This window comes from Neorhizobium sp. SOG26, assembly GCF_003491345.1.
GTDB classification, from domain to species: Bacteria; Pseudomonadota; Alphaproteobacteria; order Rhizobiales; family Rhizobiaceae; genus Neorhizobium; species Neorhizobium turbinariae.
Genome location: NZ_CP025512.1, coordinates 2,984,821 through 3,010,266, shown reverse-complemented (window position 1 = coordinate 3,010,266; position 25,446 = coordinate 2,984,821). Strand labels below are relative to the sequence as shown.

General features: G+C 61.9%; 25 protein-coding genes and 1 tRNA gene. 2 read left to right on the top strand and 24 right to left on the bottom strand.

Translation table 11 applies throughout. The features are described 5' to 3' along the window. Positions 1-49: 49 nt before the first annotated feature. The 14 genes from CYG48_RS14845 to rplU all read right to left on the bottom strand — a co-directional run bounded on the left by CYG48_RS14845 (position 50) and on the right by rplU (position 12,204). Entirely contained in the window at positions 50-586 is a 537-nt protein-coding gene (locus tag CYG48_RS14845) for an RNA pyrophosphohydrolase (RefSeq protein ID WP_118851078.1), read from the bottom strand. A gap of 10 nt (positions 587-596) precedes the next feature. Continuing rightward, complete coding sequence (locus tag CYG48_RS14840; protein ID WP_118851688.1) at positions 597-1,793, bottom strand: divergent polysaccharide deacetylase family protein; 1,197 nt, start codon at positions 1,791-1,793, stop codon at positions 597-599. A 78-nt stretch (positions 1,794-1,871) separates the two neighbouring features. Continuing rightward, positions 1,872-3,203 (bottom strand): S41 family peptidase, encoded by a 1,332-nt coding sequence (locus CYG48_RS14835; RefSeq protein ID WP_118851077.1) that lies wholly within the window; start codon positions 3,201-3,203, stop codon positions 1,872-1,874. Next, positions 3,193-4,590 (bottom strand): murein hydrolase activator EnvC family protein, encoded by a 1,398-nt coding sequence (locus tag CYG48_RS14830; RefSeq protein WP_118851076.1) that lies wholly within the window; start codon positions 4,588-4,590, stop codon positions 3,193-3,195. Before CYG48_RS14830 ends, CYG48_RS14835 begins: the two co-directional genes overlap by 11 nt. A 92-nt stretch (positions 4,591-4,682) precedes the next feature. Next, positions 4,683-5,165 (bottom strand): 23S rRNA (pseudouridine(1915)-N(3))-methyltransferase RlmH, encoded by a 483-nt coding sequence (gene rlmH / locus CYG48_RS14825; RefSeq protein WP_118851075.1) that lies wholly within the window; start codon positions 5,163-5,165, stop codon positions 4,683-4,685. A gap of 107 nt (positions 5,166-5,272) precedes the next feature. Next, a complete protein-coding gene (gene rsfS / locus CYG48_RS14820; RefSeq protein WP_118851074.1) occupies positions 5,273-5,662 on the bottom strand; it encodes a ribosome silencing factor in 390 nt (129 codons plus the stop codon). A 181-nt stretch (positions 5,663-5,843) separates the two neighbouring features. Further along, complete coding sequence (locus CYG48_RS14815; protein WP_118851073.1) at positions 5,844-6,503, bottom strand: nicotinate-nucleotide adenylyltransferase; 660 nt, start codon at positions 6,501-6,503, stop codon at positions 5,844-5,846. Further along, positions 6,478-7,761 (bottom strand): glutamate-5-semialdehyde dehydrogenase, encoded by a 1,284-nt coding sequence (locus CYG48_RS14810; RefSeq protein WP_118851687.1) that lies wholly within the window; start codon positions 7,759-7,761, stop codon positions 6,478-6,480. Before CYG48_RS14810 ends, CYG48_RS14815 begins: the two co-directional genes overlap by 26 nt. Further along, positions 7,754-8,932 (bottom strand): glutamate 5-kinase, encoded by a 1,179-nt coding sequence (gene proB / locus CYG48_RS14805; protein ID WP_118851072.1) that lies wholly within the window; start codon positions 8,930-8,932, stop codon positions 7,754-7,756. Before proB ends, CYG48_RS14810 begins: the two co-directional genes overlap by 8 nt. Continuing rightward, a complete protein-coding gene (obgE, locus tag CYG48_RS14800) occupies positions 8,929-9,990 on the bottom strand; it encodes a GTPase ObgE (RefSeq protein WP_118851071.1) in 1,062 nt (353 codons plus the stop codon). Before obgE ends, proB begins: the two co-directional genes overlap by 4 nt. A 222-nt stretch (positions 9,991-10,212) precedes the next feature. Next, the gene (locus CYG48_RS14795; protein WP_118851070.1) at positions 10,213-10,818 is read right to left on the bottom strand and encodes a GNAT family N-acetyltransferase; all 606 of its coding nucleotides are present in this window, start codon (positions 10,816-10,818) and stop codon (positions 10,213-10,215) included. Further along, positions 10,815-11,462, bottom strand: coding sequence for a GNAT family N-acetyltransferase (locus CYG48_RS14790; RefSeq protein ID WP_118851069.1), 648 nt, complete (start codon positions 11,460-11,462; stop codon positions 10,815-10,817). Before CYG48_RS14790 ends, CYG48_RS14795 begins: the two co-directional genes overlap by 4 nt. 126 nt (positions 11,463-11,588) lie before the next feature. After that, a complete protein-coding gene (gene rpmA / locus CYG48_RS14785) occupies positions 11,589-11,858 on the bottom strand; it encodes a 50S ribosomal protein L27 (RefSeq protein ID WP_118851068.1) in 270 nt (89 codons plus the stop codon). 34 nt (positions 11,859-11,892) lie between these two features. Next, on the bottom strand, positions 11,893-12,204 hold the full coding sequence (gene rplU, locus CYG48_RS14780) for a 50S ribosomal protein L21 (protein WP_118851067.1): 312 nt from the start codon (positions 12,202-12,204) through the stop codon (positions 11,893-11,895). 310 nt (positions 12,205-12,514) lie between these two features. Here rplU and CYG48_RS14775 point away from each other — a divergent pair. Further along, positions 12,515-12,604, top strand: a tRNA-Ser gene (locus CYG48_RS14775). 268 nt (positions 12,605-12,872) lie between these two features. Here the strand turns inward: CYG48_RS14775 and CYG48_RS14770 are convergent. The 5 genes from CYG48_RS14770 to cbiB form a co-directional block, all read right to left on the bottom strand. Continuing rightward, positions 12,873-13,586, bottom strand: coding sequence for an ABC transporter ATP-binding protein (locus tag CYG48_RS14770; protein ID WP_118851066.1), 714 nt, complete (start codon positions 13,584-13,586; stop codon positions 12,873-12,875). Continuing rightward, a complete protein-coding gene (locus tag CYG48_RS14765; RefSeq protein ID WP_245450350.1) occupies positions 13,583-15,364 on the bottom strand; it encodes a branched-chain amino acid ABC transporter ATP-binding protein/permease in 1,782 nt (593 codons plus the stop codon). Before CYG48_RS14765 ends, CYG48_RS14770 begins: the two co-directional genes overlap by 4 nt. Further along, a complete protein-coding gene (locus CYG48_RS14760) occupies positions 15,361-16,395 on the bottom strand; it encodes a branched-chain amino acid ABC transporter permease (RefSeq protein WP_118851065.1) in 1,035 nt (344 codons plus the stop codon). Before CYG48_RS14760 ends, CYG48_RS14765 begins: the two co-directional genes overlap by 4 nt. A gap of 119 nt (positions 16,396-16,514) precedes the next feature. Further along, entirely contained in the window at positions 16,515-17,663 is a 1,149-nt protein-coding gene (locus CYG48_RS14755) for an ABC transporter substrate-binding protein (protein WP_118851685.1), read from the bottom strand. A 232-nt stretch (positions 17,664-17,895) separates the two neighbouring features. Beyond that, entirely contained in the window at positions 17,896-18,864 is a 969-nt protein-coding gene (gene cbiB / locus CYG48_RS14750; RefSeq protein WP_118851064.1) for an adenosylcobinamide-phosphate synthase CbiB, read from the bottom strand. Positions 18,865-18,905: 41 nt separating this feature from the next. On the opposite strand from cbiB, the gene cobD reads away from it, so the two are divergent. Next, complete coding sequence (gene cobD / locus CYG48_RS14745) at positions 18,906-19,937, top strand: threonine-phosphate decarboxylase CobD (RefSeq protein WP_118851684.1); 1,032 nt, start codon at positions 18,906-18,908, stop codon at positions 19,935-19,937. On the opposite strand, the gene CYG48_RS14740 is transcribed toward cobD, so the two are convergent. The 5 genes from CYG48_RS14740 to CYG48_RS14720 form a co-directional block, all read right to left on the bottom strand. Further along, positions 19,909-20,745, bottom strand: a complete 837-nt coding sequence (locus tag CYG48_RS14740; RefSeq protein ID WP_118851063.1) for an alpha/beta hydrolase — start codon at positions 20,743-20,745, stop codon at positions 19,909-19,911. The two genes, cobD and CYG48_RS14740, sit on opposite strands and share 29 nt — an antisense overlap. 5 nt (positions 20,746-20,750) lie before the next feature. After that, positions 20,751-21,446, bottom strand: coding sequence for a hypothetical protein (locus tag CYG48_RS14735; protein ID WP_118851062.1), 696 nt, complete (start codon positions 21,444-21,446; stop codon positions 20,751-20,753). A gap of 100 nt (positions 21,447-21,546) precedes the next feature. Then, positions 21,547-22,542, bottom strand: coding sequence for a P1 family peptidase (locus tag CYG48_RS14730; RefSeq protein ID WP_118851061.1), 996 nt, complete (start codon positions 22,540-22,542; stop codon positions 21,547-21,549). Between the two features lie 8 nt (positions 22,543-22,550). After that, entirely contained in the window at positions 22,551-24,092 is a 1,542-nt protein-coding gene (gene amaB, locus CYG48_RS14725) for an L-piperidine-6-carboxylate dehydrogenase (protein WP_118851060.1), read from the bottom strand. Between the two features lie 70 nt (positions 24,093-24,162). Beyond that, positions 24,163-25,446, bottom strand: coding sequence for an NAD(P)/FAD-dependent oxidoreductase (locus CYG48_RS14720; RefSeq protein ID WP_118851683.1), 1,284 nt, complete (start codon positions 25,444-25,446; stop codon positions 24,163-24,165).

The window sequence follows — 25,446 nt, the reverse complement described above, 5'->3', positions numbered from 1 at the left end:
TGGTCTTGGGCCTGATGCGGCGACAGTGAGAAGTCGCCGCGTTAGCCGCTCAGGCGATCGGCTTCGCCAGATGCGCAAACTCTGCGACAACTTGGTCGTAGACTGCCCGCTTGAAGGGCACGATCAGGCCGGGAAGCTCCGCCATCGGCTTCCATTCCCAGGCATCAAATTCCGGCTGGTGACCGCCCGGCGGCGGATTGATGGCGATTTCGCTCTCGTCGCCTTCGAAGCGGAAGGCAAACCACCGCTGGGTCTGGCCGCGGTATTTTCCCTTAAGCCCGATGCCGATCAGATGCGCCGGCAGGTCATAGTTGATCCAGTCGCGCGACTGGCCCAGCAGCGTCACCGACTTCATGCCGGTTTCTTCGTAAAGTTCGCGATAGGCGGCGGGCAGGGGATCTTCGCCCTTGTCGATGCCGCCCTGCGGCATCTGCCAGAGCTGTGGAGATCCATCATATTCGGAATTGCCTTCGGCGATGCGGCGGCCGGCCCACACAAGGCCTTGCCGGTTCAGCACCATGACGCCAACGCAAGGGCGGTAGGGCAGGTCTTCGGCGCGCATCGGGCTTTTTGCAGTTTCTGTCATGGTTATCCGATCAGGGTGCGACACTCTCGGAGGCAAGCGTCGAGACGCCAACGATCTCGATGCCGCGCTGGCTTGCTTCCTCGCTCCACTTCCTTATCGCGGCGACGCTTTCGTTGAAAGCCGAAGCGACACCAATCGCGCTGCCCTTGCGTGCTGCGATACGCTCCAGCTCATCGAGCTTCTTGAGGATGGCGTCCGTCTGCAACTGGCCGTCGAGCGTCAGGTCAGCAAAGGCGTGCGGAAGCTGGATCGTTTTCGATATGACCTCGGTGCGCGATTGGGCCGAGGTGCCGTCATCGAGGAACAGAAGGCCACGCTTTTCAATGTCGCGCAGCACAGGCTCCAGCGCGTCGGGGTCCGACAGGAAGCGGGCGCCGAGATAGTTCATGATGCCGGTATAGTTGGTGATCCGGCCCATGGCGCTATGGAGGCGGTTGAGGTTCTCCTTGGCCGAGCTCTTCACCAGCAGCGTATCGGGACCGGGGTCGTTCGCCGGATAATCGAAGGGCTCCAGCGGCAGTTGCACCAGGATCTCGTGGCCGCTGCGCCGCGCCTCCTGCATCCAGCGCTGCAGGCTGTTGCCGCTTGCTGCAAAGGCCAACGTCACGCCTCCCGGCAGTTCCTTGATTGCGTGCTGGGTGCCCGTCTGACTGAGCCCAAGACCGCTGACAATGATCGCGATGCGGGTGCCGCGCGCACCGGACCATGGCCGGGCATATTGGTCCATCGGACGCAACCCATCCGGTCCGATGATCGGAAGCCGCCCGTGCGGTGAATCTTCGAGGAGAGCTTCGTTGGGCTGGGCTGCAACGCGTGGATCCTGCCCGACGCGCTGGGCATTGATGAGCACTGGCCCGCTGCCGTCGCGCGCCCGCGGCGAGTACTTCGTGACGACTGATCCGTCGTCCGTCGTCGTCCGCTCGATCGTTGCACCGGAATTGGGATTGGAGAGCGGCATGCCCGCCGGTTGCTCGTTTGCGGGGCGATCAGTGTTCGCAGTTGTTGTCGCAGCTTCCGGCTTCGCGCTGGATGCTTCGTTCGACTCGACCTGCTTCAGCGCCTCGTCGCCTTGCATGGCGTAGAGCGACAGGGCGAGTACGGCCGCGACAGCAATAGTGGAAAGAAGACGTGCGGAAGAAAGGATGCGGCGTTTCGGCCGTGCAGGCGGCCGGTCCTGCCCAAGCGGTGCGTGGAAATCAGTTCCCAAGTTCAGTCCCGCATCAGCTTTGCGCAAAGCAGATGCGGCCAGCGTTCCGAAGTGGGACGCTGGCCGCGTGAAGGTGGATTACTTCTTGATGTTGGCGGCAGCCTTTTCCGGGTTCGGCGGGAAAGCCGGATCCGTCTTGTCGCCGCGCAGCAGGTCCATCGCGTAGTTGAGCTGGATGTCGTCCTTGGTTTCCGGCGGGACGTAAGCAACCGAGCCTGAACCTTCTTCGGTTTCGGCGGCGCCCTGGATGTGACCACGCAGGCTGGATTCCCCTTCGGCACGCACGCGGCCCTGCAGTTCCGGCGGCAGCGGCTGCTCGACCTTGATGTCCGGGTTGATGCCGGTGCCCTGGATCGACTTGCCCGACGGTGTGTAATAGAGCGCCGTCGTCAAACGCAGAGCACCGGCGTCACCGAGCGGGATGATGGTCTGGACCGAACCCTTCCCGAAGGAACGCGTGCCGAGAACAGTGGCGCGACGCAGGTCCTGCAGCGCACCGGCGACGATTTCCGAAGCGGAAGCCGAGCCGCCGTTGACGAGCACGATCACCGGCTTGCCATCGGTCAGGTCGCCCGGGCCGGCGTTGAAGCGGCGGGTTTCTTCCGCATTGCGGCCGCGGGTGGAAACCACTTCGCCGCGCTCCAGGAAGGCGTCGGAGACGTTGATTGCCTGATCCAGAAGACCGCCCGGGTTGAGGCGCAGGTCAAGCACGTAGCCCTTCAGCTGGTCAGCCGGGACCTCTGCCTTGATCTTCTTGATCGCCTTTTCGAGGTCGTCATAGGTCTTCTCGCTGAAGGAGATGACGCGCAGGTAACCGATATTGCCACCTTCAACGCGCGACTTGACCGCACGAACCGCGATGATGTCTCGAACAACGGTGATGTCGAGCGGCTTGTCGGCGCCCTGGCGGATGACCGTCAGCTTGATCGGCGTGTTGACCGCGCCGCGCATCTTTTCGACGGCTTCTTCGAGCTTCAGGCCACGGACGGGCTTGCCGTCGATTTCCGAGATGAAGTCGCCTGCCAGGATGCCGGCCTTGGAAGCGGGCGTATCGTCGATCGGCGTGATGACCTTGACGAGCTCGTTTTCCATGGTGACTTCAATGCCGAGACCGCCGAACTCGCCACGCGTCTGCGTGCGCATGTCCTCGGCATCCTTGGCATTCATGTAGCTCGAATGCGGATCAAGCGAGGTCAGCATGCCGTTGATGGCGTTCTCGACCAGTTTCTGCTCATCCGGCGGCGTCACGTACTGGGCACGTACGCGTTCGAACACATCACCGAAGATGGACAGTTCCTTGTATGTGGACGGGCCGGCGGCTTGCGCTGGCATGCCGGCGGAATAAATCACGCTCATCGCAGTTGCGCCCATCAGCGCGCCAACGATCACAAGAGAAGCCCTACGAATCATTTCGTGCCCTTCCAGTTTCCTTCGCGGCCCACCACGGCTTAGAATCAACCGGAGTGCCGTCTTTTCGAAATTCAATGTAAAGCGTTGGACGATCTGTTTCCAGCGCCAATGCCATTGCACTTGCCACTCTTTTCTCACCCATCACGGCAATGGGTTCGCCTGCAAATACGAACTTTCCCTGCCGCGCATTCACTTGGTCCATGCCGGTGAGAACGAGATGATATCCGTCTCCGGCATTGAGGATGATGGTTTGACCGTAGCTACGAAAAGCACCGGCGAACACGACCAGGCCATCCGCTGGCGCGGTTACGACCGCACCTGGATTGGAAGCAACCGTCATGCCCCTTGCCGTGTGACCCGTCCCATCGGCATCACCGAACCAACGCAATACTTCTCCCGCCACAGGAAGCTCCAGCTTCTGCTTGAGGCTTGAAAACGCATATGCGGGCGCAATGCGGTTTTTGTCAGGCACGCCGCTTTCGGCCAGTTGCCGGGCTTTTTCGCGCTCCGCCTCCGACATCAGCCGTTGCCGTTCTTCTTCCGCCCGCGCCTGGTCGATTGCTTCCCGCACGGAGGCGATCTCGCTTTCGAGCGACTGGATCAGCCCGTCGAGCGTGTTGGCGCGGCCTGCGAGTTCCTCCGAGCGGCGACGTTCGGCGTCAAGCTCGGCGACGCTCTGCTGGTTCAGCTTGTCGTTTTCGGCGAGCAGAAGATCCATGCGCCGCTCTTCCTCAAGGCTGGCGCTGATCGTTTCGGAAACGGCCTTTTTCTCTACCTCTGCCTGCGCCTGCAGCGCCACTAGTTCGCGCAGGTCCGCGACCAGCTTTTCGGCTTCTCCACGCATGCCTGGCACGACGGCGCCCAGCAGGATAGCGCTTCGGACGGATGCGAGCGCATCATCGGGCGTGACAAGGAGGGCAGGCGGAGGGTTGCGGCCCATGCGCTGAAGCGCGCCCAGCACTTCAGCAAGGACCGCGCGACGGCTGCGCAGGGAAGCGTGGATCTTGTCCTGCTCGACCTTGAGATCTGTGATGCGCTTTTCGCTCGCAGAGATCTTCTCCTCGAACTCCTTGCGGCGCGCGGCGGATGCGATCAGGGCTTGGCGGATGTCGGCACTGTTCTTGCGCGTGTCGGCAATGCTGCGTTCGATCGCTGCCATCTTTTCAAGCGACAGCTTCATCGTCTTGGTGAGCACTTCCAGCTCACCGCGCGTCTCGTTGCGGCGGCGCTGAAGATCGGCAGTGGGGTCTACGGTCTGTTCGGAGGGGGAGGCGTCAACCGTTTGCGCTGCGGCCTGCGGAACGCACAACGGAGGAGAGAGCAGCGACAGGCCAAGCCCCGCCGCCAACAGCAGAGCCCTTCGGTGCGATCGCGTCTGGTGCCTCATGTGAACCCCGAATTCTCGCCGGATCAGGAAAAGCGTAAGCTGGATCCTGCTGCGAGGCCACAAACAACATCGTGTTTGATGGTAAACAAAGTCTATACGCGATGGTACGGATGGCCGGAAAGAATGGTCACAGCGCGATAAAGCTGCTCGGCGATCAGGATCCGCACCAGTTGATGCGGCCAGGTCATCGCGCCGAGGTTCAGAACGACGTCAGCCTTGCTTCGCAGATCAGGGTCGAGCCCGTCCGCGCCGCCGATCGCGAGCATCAAGTCGCGTTTTCCGTCGTCCCGGTAGCGACCGATCAGGTTGGCGAAGCCTTCGCTGTCGAAGGTCTTGCCCCGTTCATCCAGAAGCACAAGCACCGCCCCATCGGGCAGCGCCTTTTCCAGCATGTCTGCTTCTTCGCGTTTTCGGGTGTCGCTGTTTGAGGCGCGGCTTTCCTGGACTTCAACGAGCTTTGCAAGCTCCAGGCCAATTGCCGGACCAGCTTTTGCAAAACGATCGAGGTAACGGGACGCAAGATCCTTCTCCGGTCCGGTTTTGAGCCGTCCCACGGCAAAAAGGCTGATGCGCATATCCCAGAACCCGTGATTTTTGCCGCCGAAATCAACTCTGCACCGAACAATGGCCCGGCGCGTATTCAATCTAGCAGCGGCACCGGTTCAGGCTACGCCCGAACCGTTCAGTGCAACGATGTGCCTTCCTCGACTTCCGGAGCGGCCCACATCTTTTCGATGTTGTAGAACTCGCGGACTTCGGGGCGGAACACATGGATAATGATATCGCCCGTGTCAATCAGGACCCAGTCGCCTGCTTCCTGGCCTTCGACGCGTGCGCCGCCCAGTCCCTCGTCCTTCAGGTCGGAGATCAGGTGTTCGCAGATGGCCATGACATGGCGGCTCGATCGCCCGGAGACAACAACCATGTAGTCTCCCAGCGCCGACTTTCCGGCAATGTTGATGGTGACGATATCTTCGGCTTTGGAGTCCTCAAGGCTTGCGAGGACCAGTTCTAGAGCACGGGCGGCAGCATCGGCGCCACGTTCCAGGCTCTGTGGGAGGACGGAGGCCATCTTTCCCTTGGCGTGTACTGTTGTCAGGGTTGTTCCTTTCTTCCGTAACAGCACTTGAAGCGGTCCCGGGCAAAAGACTCGGCCGCTAATTTAAGGTGGCATCGAACCGTCGATCTTTCAAGGGATCTGAAAGGCGGCGAGGTCATCGAATCCGGCTTTCGTCCGCTGGCGTACACGCGGCTCATCGGGCGCGCGAAGCGGCAGCACGAAGCGCGGTTGAGCTCAGGCTGGAGCGCGGGCCGTGCAGGAAGGTCCATGCGGGGGCCGGGCGTTTCCAAAGCGTCGCGGCATCGTCTTCGTCAATTCGCGCGTAATCAAAGGTGCGGGCCATCTTGGACGACAGGAATGACAGCGTCGACCCCGGCCGGTCGATGACGGCGATCGGGAAGGTGCAGGCGATGCGGCGCCACTTCTGCCACAGGTGGAAAGTCTTGAGGCTGTCGGCACCCATGATCCAGACGAAGTGAACCTGCGGATTGCGAGCCTTGACGTAGGCCAGCGTATCGGCGGTGTAGGCGCCGCCGAGCGTTTCCTCGAAGGCAGTGACCTTGATGCGGGGATCGTGGTTCAGCTTTTCGCTCATGGCGATCCGGTCGCTGAGCGAGGCAAGTTCCGACCTGCTCTTCAGCGGATTACCCGGCGTCACCATCCACCACATCTGGTCGAGCTGAAGCCTTCGCAGCGCGATCTCGCTCACCAGTTGATGGCCGGCATGCGGCGGGTTGAAGGATCCGCCGAAAAGGCCAACCACCATACCGCGCTCCACATGCGGCATCATCAGATATTTGCGCTCGACCCTCTCCCCCGCCACGTGATCAGGGTCGTGTCTGGCCGGTGCCATGGACGCGGTATTTGAACGACGTCAACTGTTCGACACCGACCGGTCCACGCGCATGCATCTTGCCGGTCGAGATGCCGATCTCGCCGCCCATGCCGAATTCCCCACCATCGGCGAATTGCGTCGAGGCATTGTGCAGCAGGATTGCGGAATCGAGCTCGTTGAAGAACTGCGCAACAACCGCCGGATCCTCGGCGATCACCGCTTCCGTATGGTTGGACGAATAGGTGCTGATATGGCGGATCGCGCCGCCGATGCCATCGACAATCGCAACCGAGATGACGGCATCCAGATATTCCGTGCGCCAATCCTCTTCCGTCGCCGGTTTGAAGCCTGCAAACACCTTCAGCACCGCCGCCGATGCCCGGATTTCGCACCCGGCCTCGGTAAGTGCTTCAAGGATCGGCATCAGATGCGTGCCGATTGCAGCACTGTCGACCAGAAGCGTCTCGGCTGCGCCGCAAACGCCGGTGCGGCGCATCTTGGCGTTGACCACGATGGACTTGGCCATTTCAAGATCGGCCGACGCATCGACATAGATGTGGCACAGGCCTTCAAGATGGGCGAAGACCGGCACCCTCGCCTCGTTCTGGACGCGTGCAACAAGGCTTTTTCCGCCGCGCGGCACGATGACATCAATCGCACCATCAAGGCCTGACAACATGGCGCCAACAGCGGCACGGTCAGTGGTAGGCACGATCTGGATCGCATGCTCCGGCAGGCCGGCAGCTTTCAGGCCAGCGACGAGGCAGGCGTGGATTGCCTTGGAGGAGCGGGCTGAGTCAGAGCCGCCGCGCAGGATGACGGCATTGCCGGCCTTGAGGCACAGCGCGCCCGCATCGGCCGTCACATTGGGACGGCTTTCATAGATCACGCCGATCACGCCAAGCGGGGTGCGCACGCGCTCGATATGCAGGCCATTAGGACGGTCCCAGGCGGCGATGATTTCTCCGACCGGATCCTTGAACTCGGCAATCTCGCGCAGCGCCTGCGCCATGCCGGCAATACCCTTCTCGGTCAGCGTCAGGCGATCGATGAAGGACGGCAGCAGGTCCTTGCCTTCGACCTCCTTCAGGTCCGCGGCGTTGGCCGCGAGAATATCGGCCTCAGCGGCGATGATGGCATCGGCCATCGCATGCAGGGCCTTGTTCTTCGCTTCCGTGGAGGCCGTAGCGAGTGCGCGCCCAGCCTGCCTGGCATTGCGACCGATCTCGGCCATGATTGCGGAGACGTCATCCACCTGGGTGACCTTATCAAGCATGTGCCGCATCCTTGTTCATCCCATCCGTCGCAGCATGTTCCTGCAGGGTGCCGGTCACCACGAGATCGTCGCGATGCACCATGGCGGAACGGCCCGGGTAACCGAGAATGGCTTCAATTTCAGCCGACTTGCGGCCGATGATCTGGCGTGCCTCGTCGGCATCGTAACCGGCAAGGCCGCGGGCGATCTCGCGTCCATCGGTGCCGATGATGGCGACCGTATCACCGCGGTGGAAGCTGCCTTCGATCTGCCGCACGCCTGCCGGCAGCAGGCTCTTGCCGCTACCGAGCGCGCGCTTGGCGCCGTCATCGATGTGAAGTTCGCCCGCCGGCAGAAGTTGCCCGGCAATCCAGGTCTTGCGTGCCGTCACCGGAGAGCCCGAGGCTGCAAACCAGGAGGAGCGGGCGCCCTGTTCGATGGCCCGCAGCGGATGCTCCGTTTTGCCCGACGCGATGATCATGGCACAGCCGGCGCCGGTTGCAATCTTGCCAGCATCGATCTTGGTGCGCATGCCGCCGCGCGACAGTTCGGATGCCGCGCCGCCCGCCATCGCCTCGATCTCCGGCGTGATGGCCGGAATGACTTCCAGGAATTGAGCGTCCGGATCAAGATGCGGCGGTGCCGTATAAAGCCCGTCAATGTCGGACAGCAGGATCAGCAGGTCGGCGCTGGTCATGGTGGCGACGCGAGCCGCCAGACGGTCGTTGTCGCCATAGCGGATTTCTGTCGTCGCGACCGTATCGTTCTCGTTGATGATCGGCACGGCCCCGATCTTGAGCAACTGGTTGATCGTGGCGCGCGCATTCAGATAACGCCGACGCTCTTCCGTGTCGCCGAGTGTCAGCAGGATCTGGCCAGCCACGATGCCGTCCCGCGACAGGCTTTCGGACCAGGCGCGTGCAAGGGCGATTTGGCCAACCGCGGCCGCTGCCTGGCTTTCCTCGAGCTTCAGGGCGCCCGACGGGAGATCAAGTACCGTACGACCCATGGCAATGGCGCCCGAGGAGACCACCAGCACGTCGATGCCCCGCGCCTTCAGAGCCGCAATATCTGCGCAGACCGCGTCCAGCCACTGCGATTTGAGGCCGGTCTTGCGATCGACAAGCAGGGCGGAGCCAATCTTGATCACCACCCGACGGTGGCTCGTGATCGGCTTGCGGTCGGCAGTCATTCCTCGTCTTCCTCTTCGAACTCCTGGATCGGCGTCGAACGATCGGGAAGTGCCGTTTCCCCGGTGCCGCTCGTTTCCACGATCACATCGCGAAGCGCACGCAGGACTTCCGTCATGCCCTTGCCGCTGACAGCCGAAATCAGGAACGGCGTCTGGCCAGACGCCTTTTCAAGCTCCTTGGCCTTCTTCTTCAGTTCCTTTTCATCGAGCACGTCGATCTGCGACAGCGCAACGACGACCGGCTTGTCGATCAAGCCACCACCATAGGCTTCGAGTTCGGTCTTCACCGTCTTGTAGGCTTGGCCGACCTTCTCCTCGACTGCCGAAACCAGATGCAGCAGCACGCGGGTGCGCTCCACATGGCCGAGGAACCGGTCACCGATGCCGACCCCTTCATGCGCGCCTTCAATGAGGCCGGGAATATCAGCCAGCACGAATTCGCGCCCGTCGATGGTCGCGACGCCAAGGTTCGGATGCAGCGTCGTGAAGGGGTAGTTGGCAATCTTCGGCCGTGCGCGGGTGACGCTCGCCAGGAACGTCGACTTGCCGGCATTCGGCAAACCAACGAGGCCTGCATCGGCAATCAGCTTCAGCCGCAGCCAGATCGTCTTTTCTTCACCTTCGAGACCGGGATTGGCCCAGTTGGGCGCCTGGTTGGTGGCGCTCTTGAAATGCGTGTTGCCAAAGCCGCCGTTGCCGCCCTTGGCAAGCCGGAACTTCTGGCCTTCCTTGGTGAGGTCAACGATCAGCGTTTCGTTGTCTTCCTCGAAGATCTGCGTGCCGACCGGCACCTTCAAAGTCACGTCGCCGCCGTTTGCGCCTGTGCGGTTGCGCCCCATGCCGTGCGTGCCCGTTTGCGCCTTGAAGTGCTGCTGGAAGCGGAAGTCGATCAGCGTGTTCAACCCGTTAACCGCGACCACCCAGACATCGCCGCCGCGTCCGCCATCGCCGCCGTCAGGGCCGCCGAATTCAACGAACTTTTCTCGCCGGAACGAGACTGCACCTGCGCCGCCGTCGCCGGAGCGTATGTAGACTTTTGCCTCGTCGAGAAATTTCATCTTGCTGCCGTCAATCTTGTGTTCGCCCGGTCACCTGACCTTTTGATGAGGGGCATGTTGTCAAAGTCGATATCGCCGGTAAGGGCGCAGGTCAAAGATTATCATGATGTGCGCCAGCTATAAGCGCCAATAGGGCATCGGCAGGGACAATGGTCGCGATGCCGGACGAATAGCTGCGTCTTGATGAGGAACCGGCGGCTTGCCCGCCGGTTCCGTTGGATGTCACGGGCGGATTGCCGCGGTGGGGCGGAAATCTTCCGGCACGAGCAAGGTTTCCACGTGGGGCACCATTCGATTGCGGGCAAGGCTGAACACCTGGTTCGCATCAACAATGCGGAAGCCCAGCTTTTTCTGGATGTTCAGCGAAGCAAGGTTATCCGCGAATGCGCCCGAGGAGATCGTTGCATCCGGCAGGTACCGGAAGAACTGCTCGAGAGTCGCTGCGACGGCTTCCGTCATGTAACCGCGGTCCCAGTGGTTGCGGTTCAGCCAGTAACCGAGCCGCCATGTGTTCGATCCGAACCTGGTCGGCCGGCTTTCCAGGCTGACCATGCCTATGTGTCTGTCATCACCGGCGGTGATGGCGAGCATCCAGTCCGGCAGGGCGCCTGAAGCATGCGAAACCAGCCAGTCGAGCGCATCCTGCCGGTGGTAGGGCTGCGGAACGCGGGCCAGCATCCGGGCAACCTTGAAGTCGCTGAGAGACTCGGCGATTGCGGTCGCATCCTCCAGCCGGTGCGGCCTGAGCATCAACCGTTCGCTGGTGATGACCGGGCAGGGCGCGGGCAAAACAACCGAAGGCGTTGCCTGAAGCAGGGCGGCATTCATCGCATTTCTCCCCAGCTTCTCAACGACATCCAGGTCTTGCGGTCCAGCCGGTACCATTCCACCGCGACCATGGCGCCAACGGCCAGGCAATCGATCATGCCGGTACCCTGGAACTGGAAGCCGCATTTCTGGATGACCCGCCGGGAGGCGATGTTGGTCACCCGGCACCGCGCGTCGATATAATCGACGTGGTTGCGGGTGCGGAAGGCCATGTCGACCAGCGCATGAGCGGCGTCCGTGGCATAACCGCGGTTCCAGTAGGGTTCGCCCAGCCAGTAGCCGAGCTCGAGGGTACGCTCATCCTCCTGCGGCTCCAGCGCGCAGCAGCCGATGAAGGCACCATTTTCCGCCAAGGTGATGGCGTAGACGCATTTGCCGATCTCGCCGGTCTTCGTGCGTCGCACGAAATCGGCTGCGTCCTTAGCCGTATAGGGATGCGGCATGCGCGATACCATGATCGCAATGTTCGCATTGTTGGCGAGATGGGCAAGTGCGTCGATGTCTTCTTCATGGGGCGCGCGGAGCACCAGGCTCTGCGACAGTAAGACAGGGCAATCGCTTCTCGACAAGGTTTCCAGCCCGCCGGGCCGCAACCGCTCTTCCGGCGGCCGGGATTGGCTCGCCCTCAGTAATTCGCCTTGCATGGTTCAGTCCTCCTGTTGGCAAAGGAAAAGGGAAGATGGTGGTGTCCCATCTTCCCTTTTTTCTGACTGAACCTTGAGCGTTCAACCGGGTCGATGTGACACCGGCTGCTTAAGAACGCTCACCGGTTATTCTGCTGCTTCGGCTTTCGGCATTACCGACACGTACACTCGGCCATTGGCCTTCTTACGGTAGTTCACATTACCGGCCGTCAGCGCGAAAATGGTGTGGTCCTTGCCGAGGCCGACATTGGCGCCCGGATGCCACTGCGTGCCGCGCTGGCGCACGATGATGTTGCCTGCGATGACGGCTTCGCCGCCGAACTTCTTTACGCCAAGGCGCTTGGACTGTGAGTCGCGACCGTTGCGCGACGAACCGCCAGCTTTTTTATGTGCCATTGGAGTGCTCCTTTAACCTTCGAAACCCTTGAAATTAAGCCAGGATGTCCGTGATGCGGACAACCGTGTGGTGCTGGCGATGGCCGCGAATCCGCTTGGAATTCTGGCGGCGACGCTTCTTGAAGGACAGGACCTTCTTGCCGCGGTTATGCTCGACCACTTCGGCCTTGACCGTCGCACCGGAAACGAAAGGTGCGCCAATCTTGGCATCGGCGCCAACGCCGACTACGAGGATTTCGTTGAATTCAACGACGGAACCAGCTTCGGCTTCCAGCTTTTCGATGGTAAGCACGTCGTTGGCTGCCACGCGGTACTGCTTACCGCCGGTCTTGATGACTGCGAACATTTTTTATCCTTTCATGTTCGTTCCGGCTCTGCCTTTGGCAAGGCGGCCGTCTTTTTATCAGTCGGACTTGAGCAGGGTTTTCGAAGAACAATCTTCGGGGATATCTGCCGGTGAACTGCGCAACGGCCTGAAGCCAAAGCGCAAGCAGGGGAACGGAATCTCTTCTACTCCCACTTGCTTGCCCCGATACGCGACGAACAAACAGCTGTCAAGATAAATGGATGCAGATGAGTGAGATTGGCCTCTTGCCAGCACCACCAATCGTCGCTATGAGACAGCCCGCGCCACAGAGCGCCGACCAGAATCGACCGGAGAGGTGGCTGAGTGGTCGAAAGCACCGCACTCGAAATGCGGCATACGGGCAACCGTATCGTGGGTTCGAATCCCACCCTCTCCGCCATCTGATGGGCAATACCCGTCTAGACGAGTGGTCACCCCGCCGCTACCAGCTATGGCTAGATGCCCCTTACAAAGGCCCGGTCCGGTTGGTCCAGACATAGCTGTCGAAGTTACCTGCCCAAAGAATCGATGTCTGCCATGAAGCCGCCGCTGGTCTCGGCACCGGGCAGGATGATCTCGCTGCGATCCTGGCGTATGTGGTTAGTGAAAGGGTCCCTGCTCTTCAGGGCATCACTGATGAGATTGCGGCTGAAGTGTCCTGCTTCCGGTCAGGCGTGGGTGCCGAGGTAACTTTCCATCAGGGCCGGGTTGCTGGCGAGGTCAGATGCGGCGCCCGAGAGTTTCACTTCGCCAAGCTCCACCAGATAACCGTGATCGGCGATCTCGAGGGCCGCGCGGGCATTCTGCTCGACCAGCAGGATCGAGACGCCGGTCTTGCGCAATTCCGAGACGATGTTGAGGATGTCGATGACGATCTTTGGTGCGAGACCAAGGCTCGGTTCATCAAGCAACAGCAGGCGCGGCCGCGCCATCAGCGCTCTCGCCAGCGCCAGCATCTGCCGCTCACCGCCTGACAATGTGCCGGCAAGCTGCTTGCGCCGCTCCTTCAGCCGCGGAAAGCGTTCATAGACGTCCGCCCGCGTCCTGTCCCGGTCGGCTGCGTTGCGCAGGAAGCCGCCGAGCTCGATATTGTCTTCGACCGACATGGTGGAGAAGAGTTCGCGCTTTTCCGGAACGAGGCAGAGGCCGGCGGCGACACGCTCTTCCACCGAACGCGGCACTGGCGCGCCGTCATAGAGGATCGTGCCCTTTGACGGGACGATGCCCATGATCGCATTGAGGAGCGTGGATTTTCCTGCCCCGTTGGCGCCGATGACAGTGACGATACTGCCGGGCTGCATCTCAAGCGAGATGCCGTGCAGCACCTCGGCGCGCCCATAGGAAACGTGGATATCCGAGACCTCGAGAAGCGGCTTCGTCATGCTGCGGTTCCCAAATAAGCGGCGACGACGGCGGGGTGCTGGCGCACGTCAGCGGGTTTTCCTTCAGCAATGAGGGTGCCGAAATCGAGCACGACGAGGTGGTCCACGAGCCCCATAACGAAGCCCATGTCATGCTCAACCAGGAGAACGGCCACGCCTTCTTCCCGCAGCTTCTTGAGCAGGTTCGAAAGCTCCTGCTTTTCACCATGACGCAGGCCCGCCGCCGGCTCATCGAGCAGCAGGACCGCCGGATCGGCCGCCAGCGCGCGGGCAATCTCGACGATGCGGATCTGGCCGAGCGCGAGGTCGCCCGCCAAACGGTCGCGATAGGCACCGAGCCCGACGCGCTCGATCTGTCGGGCCGCTTCGGCCAGAAGTGTCGCTTCTTCGACGCGTTCGGCGTGCAGCAGGCTTTTGAAAACACCCGCAGAACCGCGCAGGTGCGCGCCGAGCGCGACGTTTTCCAGCACCGTCATCTCGGGCAGGATCTTGGCGTGCTGGAAGGTGCGGGCAATGCCGTGCCGGGCGATCTGCCGCGGGCTGTCGCCGGTCAGCGGTTCGCCTTGGTAGTAGACCGAGCCGCTGGTGAGCGACGCAATGCCGGTGATCAGGTTGAAGGTCGTGCTCTTGCCGGCGCCATTCGGGCCGATCAGGCCGACGATCCGGCCGGCCGGCACTTCAAAGCTGACATCGTTGACGGCGACCAGACCGCCGAAGGCCTTGCGCGCCTTTTCCACCTTGATCAGCGGTGAGCCCGCGCAGGCCAGCGTCCGCTTGGGCAGGTTGCCGTCGGTCGGCGGGATCTCCTGGGGCGGTTTTGCGGGCAGGAAACGCAGCACGAAGGGCCAGATGCCGTTGCGCGCCATCTGGAGAATGGCGACAAGGAGTATCCCGAAGACGATCATCTCGACATTGGCGCCGCTGCCGATGAGGCTCGGCATCACCCGCTGCAGGATTTCCTTCAGGATCAGCACGATCGCGGAGCCAAAGATCGCGCCCCAGACATGTCCGGAGCCGCCGACGACCGCCATGAGCAGGTATTCGATACCCATGTTCAGGCCAAAGGGGGTCGGGTTTACCGAGCGCTGCATATGGGCATAAAGCCAGCCGGAGAGCGCGGCAGCGGCGGCGGCGAAAACAAAGACAATGAGCTTGGCCCGGACGATGTTGACGCCGAAGGATTCGGCTGCCTGGCCGCCACCACGCAGCGCCCGGATGCCGCGTCCGACGCGGGAGCTCAACAGGTTCTGCGCGCAGATGACGGTGAGGATCACGAAGGCCCAGATCACATAAAAGATCGAGGAGCTGCTGAAGAACTGGTAGCCGGCGATCTCGAGCGGTGGAACGGCGGTGATCCCGTCATACCGGCCCAAAAATTCGATCTTGCCGAACAGATAATAGAAGGCGAGCCCCCAGGCGATGGTGCCGAGCGGCAGGAAGTGTCCCGACAACCTCACTGTGATGAGGCCGAGCGGAAGCGCGACACCAGCGCCGACCAGTATGGAGAGCGGCAGCGTGAGCCATGGGGAGAAGCCGTAGTTGGTCGTCAACACGGCGGTCAAATAGGCGCCGAAACCGCAAAAGGTGGCCTGCCCGAAGGAGGTGAGGCCGCCGACGCCGGTCAGGAGCACGAGGCCAATCGCCACCAGCGACGCCAGCCCGATATTGTTCATCAGCGTGATCCAGAAGGTCGGGATCGGCAACTGCGGGAGAATGGCAAGGACGACCGCAAAGGCGGCAAGCGGCATGATGTTACGCAACCGGGTGCTGTTCATCATTCTTCCTCATGGGAGCCGACGCTGAACGACAGCCAGACGAGCACAGGGATGATCAAGCTGAACACAATGATTTCCTTGTAATCACTGGCCCAGAACGAGGCGAAGGCTTCAACGATGCCAACCGCAATGGCACCGACGGCCGTAAGCGGGAAGTTACCAAGGCCGCCCAGGATCGCGGCAACGAAACCCTTGAGACCGATCATGAAACCGGTGTCGTAGTAGATGGTGGTGATCGGCGCGATCAGTACGCCGGACACAGCGCCGATGGCCGCGGCCATGATCAGCGCGGTGCTGCCGGTGAGCTGGGTGCGCACACCGACGAGGCGGGCGCCAAGGCGGTTGACGGCGGTGGCGCGCAGAGCCTTGCCGATCAGAGTCCGCTCGAAGAAGAAATAAAGCCCGATGATGATGAGGATCGTCGTGATGTAGATGCCGACGCTCTGGTAGCTGACGAGTGCCGGGCCAAGCGTGAAGCTTTCCGACGAAAGAGGTTCGGCGCGAAGACCTTCCGGCCCGAAGAAGATGAGGCCAAGCCCCATCATCGCAAGATGGACGCCAAGCGATGCGATGAGCAAAACGAGAACCGTCGCATCCGCCAGCGGGCGATAGGCAATGCGGTAGATGTAGTAGCCCATCGGGGCGATGATGAGCACGGCCATAGCCGCACGCAGGATGGGCGCCGGCTGAAGCGGTGCCAGCACCGTAACCACTGCATAGATCGCGACCGGCAGCAGGATGTTGATGCCGAGTGCCCGCAGAAGTGGTGGGGCTGAGAAGCTTCGTCGCATGCCCCAGAGGTCGAAAAGCAGGGCCGCGATGCCGAAGCAGACGAGCATGGAGGTGGTGGCTGGTACACGTCCGCCATCAAGAACGGCAAGCGACAGCGCGCCATAGGTGACGAATTCGCCTTGAGGAATGAAGATGATGCGGGTCACCGCGAAGACGAGAACCAGGGCTAGACCGAGCAGCGCATAGATCGCGCCATTGGTCACGCCGTCCTGGATCAGAAAGGTCGCAATGGTGGCGTCCAAAATCCATATCCTCAAAAGAGATCGTATTTCAGGCATGTGATGAGGCGGCCCTGCCAATCCGGTACCGCCTCTGAATGACGGGCAGCCGGATTGGCCGGAGCTTTCAGGAACGGCAGCTGTTACTTCAGAAGCTGGAACTTGCCGTCTTTTGCGGTGAGCAGCACGGCGCCGCGTTCATCCAGACCGTAGTGGTCGTCGGGCGTGAACTCGAAGACACCATGCGTGGCGTTGTAAGGACCACTCGACTCAATTGCGTCACGCAAGGCTGCGCGGAACTCGTTGGTGCCGGGCTTTGCCGTCTTCAGGGCAACCGGAACGGCCTTGTTGAGGATCACCATCGCGTCCCAGACGTGCGAGCCGAACTGCGTGCGGGTGTTGGGGCCGAACTTGCCTTCGTAAGCCTTCAGGTAAGCGAGGCCTTCAGCCTTGGTCGGTGAATCATCCGGCTGGTCTTCAGCCACCATGATCGGGCCAGACGAGAAGACGGTGTTTTCGACGGCCTTGCCGGCGATGCGCAGGAACTCGAAGGTCACCGCGCCGGAAACCACATAGACCGGGCCCTTGAAGCCGCGTTCACGCACGCCGATCTGCGGCAGCGCTGCACCCGTGCCGGAAGCACCGATGAAGACGGCGTCGGGCTTGGCGGCAAGCGCCTTCAGCACCTGGCCGGAAACAGATGTATCGGCACGCGCATAACGCTCATCAGACACGACCTCGAGGCCGTATTCCTTGCCGGTGTTCTTCAGCTCATCGACCCACTGCTGGCCGTAGGAATCAGCGAAACCGATGAAGGAAACGCGCTTGATGCCGTCCTTCTGCATGCGGCTGAACATCGCCTTGGCCAGCACGCTTGAATACTGCGGCAGCACGAAGGTCCACTTGCCCTTGGCAACCGGTGGCGGAACCGGCGAGATCGCGAAATGCGGAACGCCCACTTCCGCGGCTACGCCTGCGGCGCCAATGGCGGCCGGCGTCAGGGCCGAGCCCATGATCACGTCGACCTTGTCGTCATTGGCGAAACGGCGCGCGTTTGTTGTTGCAATCGATGGGTCGCCGGCATCATCCAGCAGGATGACCTTAACCTTTTCGCCGCCGATTTCTTCAGGCCATAGCTCGATCGAGTTCTTGAGGGGAATGCCCAGTGCTGCGCCAGGGCCTGTCGTCGGAATGGTGACGCCGATGGTGATGTCGGCAAGGGCAGGCGTTGAGAATGCAGAAAGAGAAACAACGGTCGCAACGGCCGCTATTCCGGACAAGAACCGGTTCATCATAAGATCCTCCCAGATCAACAATGGGCGATCTCCTCCGCCCGGTATTTGTTTACAGGCGGATTGTTTCTTTGTAAACAATCTACGTGCGGCAGAGCGCGATCAAAGACGTTGCGAGATGCGTGTCGTCCGCGTCGCGGGACCGGTTGCGTGCGGCCTTTCGCGGCCGCATAGCTGACGCGCCTGAAGGGCCGCCTTCAGCCTCCAGTCGTGAGTCGGGTAATGCCCCTTCTCAGATCAGCCAGATGATTAGCGCCAAGAGCCCGAACAGTCCGATCAGCAGCGCGTCTGCGACACGCGCGAGCTTCAGGGCCTGATGGATATGCGCGGCCGTCAGGTGTGGGTTGCCGCCTTCCCCCATGAACCGTGCTTCGATCATCCGGCCGCCATAACTGCGCGGGCCGGCGAGCGCGATGCCGAGAGCGCCGGCCATGGCCGCCTCCGGCCATCCGGCATTCGGCGAACGATGATGTTTGGCGTCCCGCAGGACGGCGCGCACTGCGTTCCGTGGCGATGCGCCTTCGACCAGGAAGGCCGCGCAGATGAACAGCAGAGCAGTGAGACGTGAGGCGGGCAGGTTGATAAGGTCATCGAACCGCGCCGCAGCCCAGCCGAAGGCTTCGAAACGCGCGTTGCGGTGGCCGATCATGCTGTCTGCGGTATTGGCCGCCTTGTAGGCCGCGCCGCCAGCCAAGCCACCAAGGCCCAGCCAGAAGGCGGGCGCCACGACGCCATCGGAAAAGTTTTCCGCCAGGCTTTCGATCGCCGCACGGCAGACGGCGGCTTCATCGAGTTGCTCCGGGTCACGCCCGACAATCATCGATACCGCCTTACGCCCGGCTGGAAGACCCCCTGTTTCCAGAGCGGTGGCGACGGCAGCGACATGCTCATCCAGGCTTCTCTGAGCGGGCAGACTGGCCGCAACCAGGACCAGCGTGATGGCGCCCAGCGGGACAGAAAGCAGGATGTTCTCGACGAAAAAGGCAATGGCGATGGTCATCCCGAGAAGCACGATAAAGGCGGAAACACCGTTTCGCCTGCGAGTGGCAAAGCTTTCGGTTTCGCGGTTCCACGCCCGGTCCATTCGCGATATCAGGTGGCCGATCCAGGTGACCGGGTGGCCGATGCGGCGGAACAGCCAGTCCGGATAACCGACAACCCGCTCCACGATCAGGGCGGCGAAAGCGAGAAGGAACATCAGCGGTGACAGGCCCGGCAGGTGGAGACGAGGTATTGGATCCCATTACCCATGGAGGTAGCCTTTCCCGTGCACGTGCACTGTTTCCGCAAGCGCCCGAGCCTTGGATAGATCTCTCCACCGGCATCAGCCCTTATTCCTATCCGCACTCAGCCATTCCCGCCAATGCTTTTGCGCGGCTGCCGGAGCCGGACGCGGTGAGGCGGCTCAAAGAGATTGCTGCCGAGGCTTACGGCGCGCCGTCGGCGGCACATGTCGTGGCGGCACCGGGTAGCCAGATCCTGCTGCCGATCATTGCCGGACTGTGCCAGGGGGCTCAGTCTGCGGCCATCCTTTCGCCCACCTATGCCGAGCATGCCCGTGCTGCACGTCTCGCCGGGTTGGCGGTGCTGGAGACGGGGGACCCTGCTGAACTGGCGGCTGCTGATCTCGTGATTGTGGTCAATCCCAATAACCCAACCGGGCGGGTCATCCCGCGGTACGATTTGCTGGAGCTCGCCGGCAGGATGCGGACGAAGGGCGGCATGCTGGTGGTCGATGAGGCTTTCAACGATGTTTCGGCAGCCGATTCAATCGCCGATGCCGCGGGCGACGGCGGGTTGGTGGTACTCCGCTCCTTCGGCAAGTTCTACGGCATGGCGGGCTTGAGGCTCGGTTTTGCCATCACCCATCCCGCTCTGGCGGCACAGGTCGAGACAAGGCTCGGCCCCTGGGCCGTTTCAGGGCCCGCGCTGCACATCGCTCGAGAAGCGCTTTCAGACACCGCCTGGCAGGCCGCAACACGGCAGAGGTTGGCCGAGGATGCTGTTCGCCTCGATCATCTTTTGGCTGCCGCCGGAATACCCGTCTATGGCGGGACGTCACTGTTCCGTTTTATCCGTGATGCTCGGGCGCAGTCTCTCTTCCGTCACTTCGGCGAACGCGGCATCATCACCCGCCGTTTCGACGGAAGGCCGGGTGATCTGCGCTTCGGCCTACCGGGGCCGGGAGACTGGGCGCGGGTGGAAGAGGCGGCTTGGGCCTTTGGATCAAAGGCCGTGGGTGGGCTTACGGCCAATTCTGCCGCTGAAGGTTGAACGCGCGTTTGGCAAAAAGCGCTGTCTTCATCCATGTCCCTTTGGGATTGGGAAAGGCTGGCTGGGGCAGAGCAGGTGGGAGGTATTCGCCATGTTCGTATCCAAGTTCGGGATCGATCTGCCACGGCTGAACCGTGTTGCCCACGGCACGCGGCGGCCCCGAATATCCAAGCGCTTTGGAAAGCGGGTTGCTGGTGGGATCAAGCAGGTAACCGAAGAAATTTCCCATAGGAAATGCGAAGCGGAGGATATCGTCTTTCGTTGATGCGAGGACGTAGATACTGTGCGTCTTGGCAAAGGCATCGGCATATTCTTTCTCAAGGCAGGTGCGCTCGATCGCTGCCGCCATAAGGCACGCAGATCGTGCTTCGCGTTTCAGGCCCCGGATGGTTTCGAGTGCCACGCGTGCCCCAAGGCTATGGCTGACAAAAGAAAAGCTTGCGGCTTGCTGCAGCCTTCGGTTGCAGAAGTCCGCCAGCAGGCGGCCCGTTCTCGATGCTGTCGGTTTCTCGACGGGATAGCTGATGAACCCGGCACGCGAATCGCCCGGCCATAACACGCCGATGAAGTTTGCATGATCCGGTAGTTTCAGCAGCGTCTCAAGGCGAGACAGCTTGCAGACCGCTTCCTTCTGATTGTTGTTGTAGCCGTGGATGGCAAACAGCAGGTCACGACCCGCAATAGCTCTTTGAAACAAGACATTGTCGATGAGCGCAAGCGGCGAGCTGTCGCTTGCGGTTTGCAGCGCGGGTTCCGTCGCGATCGCGCCGCCAGCCGGACTGGTGCGAAAATTCAGGAACAGGGTCATAGCACCTATCTCCTGATGGTCTTGAAGGTCATGACCGCCGTTGAGACAGCTGACGCGAGATCCTTGGCGATCGGCGCAACGGGTACAGCGATCACACCCACAAGTAGACCCAGAAGCAATACCTCGGCACCCGCCGACTGATAAACAAACATGGCTCCTGCCTCGCCAAGGACTATAGCCACGCCCGCGGCGGCGACGCGCGCCGTGTTGCGGAATTTCTGGTCCGCTCGTTCGAAGGCTGCATCCAGACGTGCATCGATGATGGCGTCGAAGCGTGCCAATACTGCAAGCTCGGCTTCAGACGGAGTATCGCCCTGCTCTATTTTCCTAGCGATATCGGTAAGCAGGTCCCTGTTCTCGGGAAGAACAAGCTCGGCGAGCCCTGGTGCCGTCTGTGAGTTGAAGCCGAGCCGAATAAGGTTCCTGACAATGGCTTTCTGGTCCCCAGGAGGCAAACCATTTAACCAGTTCGCCTTTGCAACAGCGTAAGGATCATCGTGGTCGATGACTCTGAGCGCCGGTTCGAAAGGCTTCAACGCTGCTTTGATGAAGCCGTACCCTACGTTCGATATTCCTCCTTTGAAGGCCTTGGAGGAATCGACCAGCCCGAATGCAGCCGTGCCGAGAGCTGCAATGGCCGAAATGATTGCCCCAAACTCTCCGAAAGCTATGCCGGTGATGAGATCTCCGCTTGCTTCCACCTGACTTCCTCCCGTGCCACGAGCGACAGCGTTCATCGGCTGCCTAAGCTCACGAGAGAGTACCAATAAAGCTAAAAGTTGCAAGAAATAAAAATGCAACCTATGGAGAGTTATCGCGCCACGCAGGTTGCGCGTTCGGCACCGGCAGTGCGGTGGCTTCGAACACGCCGCGGGCAACGGCGCGGGCCGTCACCAGGGTGGCGAGGTGGCAAAGCTCGGCGAACTCCGCCATGTCGGCCAGCGGACGGACGCCGGTTGAGGCAGAAAATATGGTATCGCCATCACCCGGCAGATGCGCCGGCAGCACGGCGCGGGCCAGCCCGTCATGCGCCATGATCGAGAGGCGGTGTGCCTGGGCTTTCGTCAAGGCAGCGTCGGTCACTACCACACCGATCGTGGTCGCCTTGAGCTTCACGCCCTTGATGCGCATTGCTGAATGTTCGGGCGTGAAAGCCCGCGGCAGGCCTAGGCCACCAAATTCCCCATTCTCTTCGAAAGGTGCGGCCCAGAAATGTGGGCCATCGCCCACGGTTGCCGAGCCCATGGCATTGACGGCCAGCAGCGCCGCCACCGTGTGGCCAGAGGATGTCTTGGCGCTTGCGGAGCCTATGCCGCCCTTGACAGTCGCGGTCGTTGCACCGGTTCCGGCACCGACGGTCCCCAACGCGAACGGGCCTTTGGCGGCGGCCTTGAAGGCGTCGTAGCCCATGTCCCGGTAAGGCGAGTGGAGGCCCCAATCCTTGTTGCCGCCGTTGAGCAGATCCATGAGGATGGCCTGTGGCACGATGGGCACCCGCGCCGGGCCGACCTCGAAGCCGCGGCCGATTTCCCGCAGCCCCGATTGCACGCCGCCTGCGGCATCGAGCCCAAATGCAGAGCCGCCCGAAAGCACGAAGGCATCGACGGCCTGCACTGTCATGGCTGGATCAAGCAGAGCCGTATCGCGCCCGCCAGGTGCGCCGCCGAGCACGGAGCCGGAAGCGATGGCCGGCTGGTCGAAAACGATGGCGGTGACACCGGACCCCAAGACGAGATCGGTGGCGTGGCCGACAGCCACGCCCTCGATGTCGGTCAGCAGGTTCAGGCGCTCCGCCACCGAATCGCTTAGATCACGTCGAACTTGACGCCCTGCGCGAGTGGCAGGGTGCGACCGTAGTTCAGCGTGTTGGTGGCGCGGCGCATATAGGCCTTCCAAGCGTCCGAGCCGGATTCGCGACCGCCGCCGGTTTCCTTTTCACCACCGAAGGCGCCGCCAATTTCGGCACCCGACGGACCGAGGTTGACGTTGGCAATGCCGCAATCGGAGCCACGATCGGATACGAAGGCTTCGGCTTCGCGCATGTCGTTGGTGAAGATGGAGGAGGACAGGCCCTGCGGCACGTCGTTGTGCAGACGCAGCGCTTCATCGAAGTCCGAGTACCGCATCACGTAGAGAATTGGCGCGAAAGTCTCTTCCTTCACCGGTCCCGTCTGGCCAGGCATCTCGACGATTGCCGGACGGACGTAATAGGCATCCGCCGCCTGGTCATCGAGCACGCGCTCGCCGCCAGATACCTTGCCTCCTTCAGCCTTTGCGGCTTCCAGTGCATGCTGCATCTTTTCAAACGACCCCTTGTCGATCAGCGGGCCGACGAGATTGCCGTCCTGCAGCGGCGAACCGATGGTGACGGACTGGTAAGCCTTGATCAGGCGCGGCACGAACGCATCGTAGATGCTGTCATGCACGAAGAGGCGGCGAAGCGTGGTGCAGCGCTGGCCGGCGGTGCCCATCGCAGAGAAGGCGACGCCGCGCAGCGTCAGGTCGAGGTCGGCCGTCGGCGTGATGATGGCGGCGTTGTTGCCGCCGAGCTCGAGGATCGAGCGGGCAAAACGCTGCGCCAGCCGCGGGCCAACCGCACGTCCCATGGCTGTGGAGCCGGTCGCCGAAACCAGCGGCACCTTCGGATGATCGACCAGGACTTCACCGACGTCGCGGCCGCCGATGAGCAGCGTCGAGAGGTTCTTCGGCGCCGTGTTGCCTTCAGCTATATAGCGGGCGAGCGCCTTTTCGAAGATCGCCTGGGTGGCAAGCGCCGTCAGCGGCGTCTTTTCAGACGGCTTCCAGACGGTGGAGTTACCGCAAACGATGGCCAAGGCCGCGTTCCACGACCAGACGGCGACGGGGAAGTTGAAGGCAGAAATGATGCCGGTGACACCCAGCGGATGCCAGGTTTCCATCATTCGGTGCTCGGAGCGCTCGGTGGCGATCGTCAGGCCGTAAAGCTGGCGGGACAGACCAACTGCGAAATCGCAGATGTCGATCATTTCCTGCACTTCGCCGAGGCCTTCGGAGGTGATTTTGCCGGCCTCGATGGAAACGAGGCGGCCAAGTGTGGCCTTGGCAGCGCGCAGTTCTTCGCCGAGCAGGCGGATCAATTCGCCGCGCTTGGGCGCCGGAACAAGGCGCCATTCGAGGAAGGCTTCATGCGCGGCATCGATTGCCTGCTTGGCGTCGGTGGCGCTCACTTCGGCAAGCTTGCCGATTTCCTTGCCGGTGATCGGCGAGCGGACGGCGAGCGTGCCGCCGGTAAAGCGGTCTGCGGCAACGCCGAGGTCGCTCAGGATGGTGTTCACCTCAGCGGCGAGATCCAGTTGGGCAAGCGTCATTATAGTCTCCGGTATCGATCGTGCGTCAATTTACAGGCGGGTTGCGTTTACGCAATCCATGGAGTGGTCGTCAAAAACGTTCGCCGGCGAAGTGGGCGATCTGGGCACCCGCTTCATAATAGGCCTCCTTGATGGGGCGGAAGCCCGGCTCCTTCACTTCGGTCAGAGGCAGAGGCAGGTCAACTTCCGCGATCTGGCCCAGGATGTGCTGGGCGAGCACCCGGCCAAAGGTGGTGCCCGGCGAAATCCCGCGGCCGTTATAGCCCGAAAAGCCGATGACATTCTGGCCGAACTTGTGGAAGCGCGGGAGCGCGTCGTCGGTCATGCCGATCTTGCCATACCATTCAGCCTCGAACTCGACATCGCCGAGCTGTGGGAAAAGGCGCTTCAGCGACCGCCGCGCCCAGTTCTTGTGGACGGGAAGGCCGGTGCCGCGGAGCGCGCCGACAGAGCCGAACACCAACCGTCCGGCCTGATCCATGCGGAAGGACGAAAGGATTTCCTTGGTGTCCCAGCAGCCCTCACGCCCGGCCAGGATGGAGCGGCGAAGATTGTCGCTCAGCGGCGTGGTCGCCAGGTTGAAATACGGCAGGTGCACCTGTTCACGACGTACCTGCGCCAAGGGGCCATGGCTATAGGCGTCGGTGGCGACGATGATCCAGTCAGCCTTGACCTCGCCCGCAGCAGTGCGGACGATCTTCTTGCCGCCGGCTTGCGTTGTTTCGGTGACGGCACTGCCGGTATGCAGCTTGGCGCCAGCCTTCACCGCCGCATGGGCGAGGCCGCGTGCGTAGGCGAGCGGCTGGAGCGTGCCGGCGCGCATGTCGAGAAGCGAGCCGGCATAGGCGCGGGTCCCAACGCGTCGTTCGGTCTCCGCCGCATCCAGCAGCGTCACGGGAGCCCCGCGCTTTTGCCACTGGCGTGCGCGCTCTTCCAGTTCCTTAACACCCTCAGGCCCGACGGCGAGGTGAAGTGTGCCGTTCTTTTCCAGTTCGCAGGCGATGCCGTGCTTCTCGATCAGTTCGCGAACGAGGTAAGGGCCATTGCCGAGCAGGTCCAGCGCCCGCTCGCCATAATGCTGGCCGAGGTGCTTGGGGAAATCGTCCGGCATCACCCACATGCCGGCATTGATGAGGCCGACATTGCGGCCGGCGCCGCCGAAGCCGATCTCGGTCGCTTCGAGAAGCCGAACGTTGACGCCCGCTTCTGCCAGATGCAGCGCGGCCGAGAGGCCGGTGTAACCGCCACCGACAATAACGACGTCAGCGGAAACGTTTTCGTCAAGCGCAGGTGTTGCGGGGGCGGGCGGGGCAGTCTTTTCCCAAAGACCGTGGGAGCGGGTGTCGTTCAGCAT